The sequence below is a fragment of the Kitasatospora sp. A2-31 genome, from assembly GCF_022288725.1.
Taxonomy (GTDB): domain Bacteria; phylum Actinomycetota; class Actinomycetes; order Streptomycetales; family Streptomycetaceae; genus Kitasatospora.
The window spans coordinates 1-1,586 of record NZ_JAKNTA010000157.1; the positions used below are offsets into that span (position 1 = coordinate 1).

Consider the following 1,586-nt stretch of genomic DNA (forward strand, 5'->3'; position numbering starts at 1 on the left):
CCGCCCCCGCCGCGGATCGCCTTGACCGGCTGCGCCTTCTCGGCCTGCTCCAGGAGGAAGGCGGCGATCAGGGCGTCCATGCCGGGGGTGCCGCGCATCGCGTAGGCGATGCCGGCCGCGTCGTGGGAGGCGGCCTCCAGGCGCTCCGGCTCCGCGTCGCCGTACAGGGCCAGGATCTCCGGGTCCAGGCCCGGGGTCGGCGCGATCGAGCCCACCCGGAAGTGCCGCATCAGGCTGGTCGGGTGGGGGCCGGAGAGCAGGTAGCCCATGCCCTGGGTGCCGGGCGCGTCCTCGTCGTCGTCGACCAGGTCGAACTGGGACCGGAGGACCTGGGCGCGGAACTGCTTCGGGATCGGCATCAGCTGTGCCCCGGCCGGGAGGAGGCCGTCCGAGACGAGCTGACGCATCATCGCGGACGACCAGCGGAGCAGCGTCACCTCGCCCTCCTTGAGCATCGCGCGGAGGGTGTCGGAGCCGCCCAGCTCCTCCAGGTGCGACGCCTGGGCGTCCAGCTCCTCGCCGACGCCCACTGAGCGGCCGGTGCGGCCGAGCTCCTTCACGAGCTGGGTGGCCTCCGCCCGGTACGGGGCGCCCTTCTCCAGCAACCTGTTCGCCTCGTCGATCCGGACGACGATCAGCGGGTCCGGGTCGAACCAGCGGAAGGCGTTGCGGCCGAGAAGCCGGTACCGGCGCTGCCGGGCCTCGGCGACCGCGACGGCCGCGCGGAGCATCAGGATCGCCTCCTCCTGGCTAGTGGCGTGCCAGTCGACCTGTCCGGCGGCCTCCGGGGCGGACTGGCCGCCCTTGAGGTCGGCGAACCAGGAGACGACCCGGTTCCGCTTCTCGGCGGCCAGGAGGTACTGGACCGTGCGGGACTTCCCGGCGCCGGTCGTGCCGAACACCAGCGAGCGCTGGGCGCTGCCGGTGTCGGGGTCGAACAGGCGGCGCTTCGCCGGGCGGCCGTTGTGGTACCGGCCCACGGTGATGTAGCCGCGGCGGTCCATCAGCATGTCGTCCAGGCTGGGCGGCGGCATGTCCGCGAGCGGGTTCGACGGGTACAGGGTGATCAGCCCGTGCCGGCCGGAGGTCTCGACGGCGATCAGCGACGGGTCGTCCAGCTCCAGCGCGGAGACCAGGGCGTCGAGGTCGTACCGCAGGATCTTGCCGGGCGGGACCTCGACGCTGATCTCGATGATCTCGGCGCGGGCCGGGGCGGCCGGGCGCCGGACGGCGGGCAGGGTGCTCACGGGCGGAGCTCCTTCGGTTCGGTGCTGACGGGCTGGCGGCGGATGCCGGTGATGACGGAGCCGGGCATCGCGTGCGGCGCGATCTGCTGCGCCCAGTAGGCGCCGGGGTCGGTCTCGATGACCTGGCCGACCGTCAGCCGGCGGACGGAGGCGCCGCGGCCGGGCAGGGGCCCGACCGCGATCAGCTCCTCCGGGACGTCCATCAGCGCGGACAGGTGCCGGATCGAGATGTCCGGGACCGGGGTGCCCGGGGTGACGGAGCGGATGACCGCGCGCATCGCCCGGGGGCCGGTGCGCTCGACGTCCTCCAGGACCGTGCCAGGGGCGGTGCCGCCCCCG

2 protein-coding genes are annotated in these 1,586 nt (G+C 74.1%); both read right to left on the reverse strand.

What is annotated here, in order from left to right; translation table 11 throughout:
- Positions 1-1,247 (reverse strand): hypothetical protein (locus tag MCM47_RS40450; RefSeq protein ID WP_238951802.1); only part of this gene is annotated, 1,247 nt, incomplete at its 3' end.
- Positions 1,244-1,586: hypothetical protein (locus MCM47_RS40455; protein WP_238951803.1), on the reverse strand; the 343-nt coding region annotated here is incomplete at its 5' end. The genes MCM47_RS40455 and MCM47_RS40450, both read right to left, overlap by 4 nt.